General features: G+C 65.9%; 5 protein-coding genes, 1 tRNA gene and 2 pseudogenes. 3 read left to right on the top strand and 5 right to left on the bottom strand.

Going from position 1 to position 5,409, the window contains the following annotated elements:
* Positions 1-159: 159 nt before the first annotated feature.
* From MZTS_RS24095 to MZTS_RS24080, 4 genes are all read right to left on the bottom strand, one after another.
* Positions 160-534 carry a DUF4440 domain-containing protein gene (locus MZTS_RS24095; protein ID WP_009863675.1) on the bottom strand — a complete coding sequence of 125 codons (375 nt, stop codon included), beginning with the start codon at positions 532-534 and terminating at the stop codon, positions 160-162.
* A 311-nt stretch (positions 535-845) separates the two neighbouring features.
* Positions 846-1,121, bottom strand: coding sequence for a hypothetical protein (locus MZTS_RS24090; protein ID WP_009861502.1), 276 nt, complete (start codon positions 1,119-1,121; stop codon positions 846-848).
* Between the two features lie 28 nt (positions 1,122-1,149).
* On the bottom strand, positions 1,150-1,404 hold the full coding sequence (locus tag MZTS_RS24085) for a hypothetical protein (protein ID WP_192285812.1): 255 nt from the start codon (positions 1,402-1,404) through the stop codon (positions 1,150-1,152).
* Positions 1,405-1,654: 250 nt separating this feature from the next.
* Positions 1,655-1,966: a hypothetical protein gene (locus tag MZTS_RS24080; RefSeq protein ID WP_192285810.1), complete on the bottom strand. Its 312-nt coding sequence runs from the start codon at positions 1,964-1,966 to the stop codon at positions 1,655-1,657.
* Between the two features lie 318 nt (positions 1,967-2,284).
* Here MZTS_RS24080 and MZTS_RS24075 point away from each other — a divergent pair.
* The 3 genes and pseudogenes from MZTS_RS24075 to MZTS_RS24065 form a co-directional block, all read left to right on the top strand.
* Positions 2,285-2,360: transfer RNA gene (locus MZTS_RS24075), tRNA-Ile, on the top strand.
* A gap of 218 nt (positions 2,361-2,578) precedes the next feature.
* Positions 2,579-3,689, top strand: a protein-coding gene (locus MZTS_RS24070; protein WP_192285808.1) for an IS3 family transposase whose coding sequence is annotated in 2 segments (ribosomal slippage) — positions 2,579-2,835 and positions 2,834-3,689 — 1,113 coding nt in all. Because the reading frame shifts where the segments join, the coding sequence is not laid out codon by codon here.
* Between the two features lie 12 nt (positions 3,690-3,701).
* Positions 3,702-4,543: pseudogene (locus MZTS_RS24065) on the top strand (IS110 family RNA-guided transposase); the annotation flags it as partial.
* A 124-nt stretch (positions 4,544-4,667) separates the two neighbouring features.
* Here the strand turns inward: MZTS_RS24065 and MZTS_RS24060 are convergent.
* Positions 4,668-5,406: pseudogene (locus MZTS_RS24060) on the bottom strand (IS5 family transposase).
* Between the last annotated feature and the right edge of the window lie 3 nt (positions 5,407-5,409).

Below are 5,409 nucleotides of genomic sequence, written 5' to 3'. Positions count from 1 at the left end.
AAAATCCTGCATAGCTCTCCTCGGACCGGGGATGGGCCGATGCATTCCGGCCCTTCGAGCGGATCGATTGCCCTGACAAACCCGCCTCTGTGCCCCGGAGGCAGGGGCGCGTGATCTTGCCGCGGTAGAGACCGACCCGATCCGGTGGGGCCCGCTCCTTCAGGTCGCGTCGTCGCCCGCCGGCGCCGTGATGCGCGGGGTCTGCTGGTGCTGCACAACCCGCCATTCCTCGTGCGCCAAGCGGCGGTAGGTCGAGGTGCAATGTGCCTCATAGGTCTCGTCGTCCCGCGTGGCTTTCACCGTATAGGCGATGACGATCAAACCTTCTTGCGGGCGTGCGATCCGACCGTCCTCGATCTCGACCTCTGACCAGCGCGGCGTGTCCGCGACCGCTTCGATCGCCTGGGCTCCACCGAAGACGTAGGGCGGCTGGGGGAGCGCCATCAGGCACTCGTCGTCGACCAGCTCGCGGTAATGATCCGCGCCGCCGGTCCAAAGGCTCTTTTCGAACGACCAAACGCGATCATCGTCCACGAGGCTCTCCTCAAGTATCTCAGGATGCCGAGAGAAGCCTTGGACGCGGGGATCGTTCCTGGGGCGGGATCATCGCTTCGGCTCAGAACGGCCAGGGCTCAAGCTCGCCGTCGCTCAGCGGCGCTCGCCAGGAGCGCTGTTCCCCAAAGCGGGGGCGAGCGCGCCCGTGAGAACCCGGGTTCGATGCCATAATCGAGTGCGATGCGGCGGGGTGCGCGTCGAACGAAAACGGCGGCACGATCTTGTCGAGCGGCAGCAGTATCTTTCGGGCTGACGGATCCGATCTCTGCTTGAATCGAGAGGAGATCGGATCAGGCGTTCTCGACCGTGAACTCCATGCCCCGTCCCGGCCCCTGATCGGCGTAGTCGCCGAGCGCCAGCCCGCGCTCGGCCAACGTCTCCTCGACGATGTCGCGGTGTTTGCGCACCATCTGTCCGATCGCCAGTGGTGTCAGGCGTGGGCTTGCCCGACGCAGGGCGTCCACGCCGACATGGGCCGGCAGGCCTTCGCTCTCGGCGATCCGGGCAACGGCCAGGCCCAGGTCGCGGGCCTTTGTCTCTGCGGCCGATTTGGGTTTGAACGCCATCCCCGATCCCTTCTCCGATATGCTTCCCTCAGGCCGCCTGCAGACTGTCGGCGAAGTCGTCGGGGACCTCGCCGAAGCGGCCGAGGATCGTCGCGCTCTCCAACTCGCCCGTCTCGTCGTCGGCCACGATCTGGATGGCGGCGGTGCCCGGCAGCCGTCCGGCCATCGCTTCGGCCCGCTTCAATGCGCCGCTCACCGTCGGCGAGACCTGCTGATCGCCGGGGCAGAGGCGTTTGCGTTTCAGCACAAAGGTTTGCACGAGATAGGTCGTCCGCATCGCCACCGTCGCTCTCCCATGCCAAGCCCGATTGGGCCTCGTCCGCGTCTCCGGTTGCCGGAAGGTCACTTCGCCCTACCATCGGCCACCGCATCGTTCATTTTTTGTTCTAGCACGGGACGGGGTTACGGTGTGAGCCTGTTTTCGGGCCGATGATCCCGGCCTTGTCCGCGCAGAGGCGCCGCCGCGGCAGGACAGCGATTCCCAGCCGGCGGGTCGCCGCCTCGCCCTGACAGCAGGCGTTCGCGGCGACCGGTCAAAGGCGACCCGAATGGCCTTTGCGGTCGCCCGATCCGAAGACGCTTCTGAGCACGGACCAAGTCGAGGGACTGAGGCCCTGATCGCCGCGCAGGCGGCGGCCATCCGCGCGGTCGAGCCTTGCTACCTCAACCGCACATCTCTGCAGGGCGTAATTGGCTCGGCCCTTTGCGAATCGCTCCCGTTGAGCGGCCGCTTCTTCGGTCTCGAAGCGCAGGCAGGAGGCGAGGTCGGCCTTCAGATCGTCGAAGGGCGCTGCCTCCGCCATCGACATGAGCATCAGGGACAGCAGGGCGGCACGGAGATACACAGGCGGGGCTCCCATCGAGATCGCGCGCCCTGACAACGCACCGGCTCGCGAATCGTGGCCGCGCTGGCGCCGGTTCGGCGATCATCGGGGTGGAAGAGATCAGCAGGCGAAGGATCGCCACAAATCGAGGCTCGCAACGCCTCGCTAATATGCGGCGCCAGCTGGATCCGATCCGGCCCGCTTCCGCTGTGAACGCCGACGCGTTCCATGGGCTCTTGCCGAGAATCCCCTCCCCGGCTACTCACGAGAAGGGTTTCCGCCGCCCGCTCTGCCGCTGACATCAACAGGCGGGCGTAAAAGCCTGGAGGATCAGCCTCAGGGCCTGTAGCTCAATGGTTAGAGCCGACCGCTCATAACGGTCTGGTTGCAGGTTCGAGTCCTGCCGGGCCCACCAAGATAATCAAACACTTAGCAGAAAAATGCGGTCTGCGCTGCGGTTCGTTGAACCTAACGCGTATCCCGCGCGGGTCCGCTGAATCTGCCCTCTCTCGCTTAAGCGGGAGGGCGGGCGCATGAGCCGTTGGGACCGAGCGTGGAACGCCGTCGCCAGTGACCTTGCCCCCTGGATTGCCCTCGTTCTGAAGCTAGGGTCCGTCGAAGAGGAGACGGACGATGAAGAAGAGCCGGTTCAGCGAAGAGCAGATCATCGGCATCCTGAAGGAGCAGCAGGCCGGGCTACCGGTCGTTGAGATCTGCCGTCGCCACGGCATCAGCGACGCGACGTTCTACACGTGGCGCTCGCGTTTCGGCGGCATGGAGGTCTCTGACGCGCGTCGCCTAAAGGCGCTCGACGAGGAGAACCGCAAGCTCAAGAAGCTCCTGGCCGAGGCGATGCTCGACGTGGCGACGCTGCGTGAGGCGCTGGGAAAAACTTCTGACGCCCGGCGCACGGAGAACGGCCGTGAACTGGGCCATCGCGGAGAAGGGCTATTCGCAGCATCGCGCCTGCGGGCTGATCGGCCTGGAGCCGAAGACGTACCGCTACGCCTCGACCCGCGGTGACGATGCAGCCGTGCGGGCACGCCTACGCAGCCTGGCCGGCGAGCGCCGCCGGTTCGGCTACCGGCGCCTGCTCATCCTGATGCGGCGTGAGGGCCTCATACTCAACCACAAGAAGCTCTTCCGCCTCTATCGGGAGGAACGGCTGTCGGTGCGCAAGCGCGGTGGACGCAAACGAGCCCTTGGCACGCGGGCACCGGCCGCCGTGCCCCAGGAGCCGAACCAGCGCTGGAGCCTGGACTTCGTCTCCGACACGCTCGACGACGGGCGGCGCTTCCGCATCCTCGTCGTGGTCGACGACTGCACGCGGGAGTGTCTCGCGCTGGTGGTCGACACGTCGCTGTCCGGGCAGCGGGTTGCGCGCGAACTCGACCGGATCATCAAGGACCAGGGCAAGCCGCTGATGATCGTCTCGGACAACGGCACCGAGTTGACCTCGCACGCCATCCTGCGCTGGCAGGAGGAGCGTGCGGTCGAGTGGCACTACATCGCCCCCGGCAAGCCGCAGCAGAACGGTTTTGTCGAGAGCCTGAACGGGCGCTTGCGCGACGAGTGCCTGAACGAGCATCTGTTCAGGAGCCTGCCGACGGCCCGGACCATCATCGAGGTGTGGCGGGTCGACTACAACACCTGCCGCCCCCACACGAGCCTCGGCGGGCTCACCCCGAACGCGTTTGCAGCCCGGTCCAAGCAGGACCAGAACCAGAACGGACTCTGGTTATGAACGGGGGCAAACAGGGGGCAAGGTCACCTCGCCCGGCGCCTCGACAGCCGACCGGTTGCCCTGGTCGTCCTGGAAGCCACGGGAGGGTTCGAGGCAAGCGTGGCTGCCGCCCTGGCAGCCCTCGGCCTGCCGCTCTGCATCGTCAACCCACGCCAGATCCGCGACTTTGCCAGGGCGATGGGCCGTCTGGCCAAGACCAACACGCTCGACGCCGAGGTCATCGCCCTGTTTGCCGAGCGCATCAGACCTCCGGCCAGACCGCTGCCGGAGCCGGAGAGACGTCACTTCGCTGAGCTCGTGAGCCGGCGGCGACAGATCATCGGGATGATCAACATGGAGGCCAACCGCCGCGATCAAGCGGTGGGCAAACAGCTGATACGAAGGCTCAACCGTCACATCACCTTCTTAGAGCGGGAGCTCGCGGAGTTCGACAGCGAGATTGGCCAAGCTATCGAAGCCTCTCCGGTCTGGTGCGAGACCGAAGCCTTGCTCAAGTCCGTGCCCGGCATCGGCGATGTCACGGCACGAACGCTTCTGGCTCAGCTGCCCGAACTCGGCACCATCGGCCGCCACCAACTCGCGGCCCTCGTCGGTATTGCCCCGATCAACCGTGACTCAGGCCTGATGCGAGGCCGGCGATCCATTGCAGGCGGGCGAACATCTGTTCGGGGTATGCTGTACATGGCTGCGCTGACCGCGATCCGGCGAGGCTCTCCCTTCCGGCCCTTCTATGAGCGGCTCACCCAGCGTGGCCGACCGAGGAAGGTTGCCCTTGTTGAGTGATGCGAAAGCTCTTGGTGACGCTCAACGCCATCGTCCGCGATCGTACGCCATGGCGGCCACTCACCGCTTGACCTTCAACACAGCCGCTCCGTCGTGCGGGCGCTGCCGTGGAGAATTTGGCCCATAGCGCATCCCTCGCAGCATGGTGGTCAACCGTACCACCACACCGCGGGATCAAACACCTAGGGCCTGTCGTCACCTGATCCAGTCGAGCGCAGCGGCGATGGATAGGACACCAGCGAAGCTGACAGCGGTCTTCTCGTAGCGGGTAGCGACGGCGCGCCACTCTTTGAGACGTGCCCACAGCCTCTCGACGATGTCGCGGTTGTTGTAGGCCCAGTCCGGACAGGCAACCGACTCCTCGTTACGCTTGGTCGGGATCGCAGGGCGCGCACCTGTGGTCCAAATGTAGTGGCGGAAGCGATGACTGGAGTAGCCGCGGTCGCCCACCACCCACCTGGGCACACCGGGGAGTTGGTCGAGGAGCGGAATAGCGTGAGGCAGTTCGTGGGCCTGACCGGGCGCGATGCGCAAGGCGATGGCGCGGCCCTTCCCGTCGGCGATCACGCAGGCCTTGGTGCCATAGCCGCCAAGCGAGCGGCCAAGTGCTTCACGATCGTCTCGCTGGGCCGCAGATCCCCCCTTTCGCCGCTTTCTGGTGAGCCTGCACGTTGCTGCCATCGAGGAAGACCATGCCCAGCGCCACGCCGCGCTCCTGCACACGGTCGAGCAGTCGCTCCCACACTCCGGCCCGCGCCCAGCGGATGAAGATCTGCGCCGCCTGCCACCAGGGGCCCAACTCCGTGGGGATGGCTCGCCACTTCGCTCCGTTCTGATGCCGCCAGAGGATGGCCGAGATCGTGCGCCGAAGTTCCTGAGGTGGTGTTTTGGCCTTGGGCCGACAGGCCTCGATCAAACTCAAGCCTGGCGACACCGT

This window comes from Methylorubrum zatmanii, from assembly GCF_014845115.1.
GTDB classification, from domain to species: domain Bacteria; phylum Pseudomonadota; class Alphaproteobacteria; order Rhizobiales; family Beijerinckiaceae; genus Methylobacterium; species Methylobacterium zatmanii.
The sequence above is the reverse complement of the archived record's forward strand: the minus strand, read 5'-3'. Positions and strand labels throughout refer to the sequence as shown.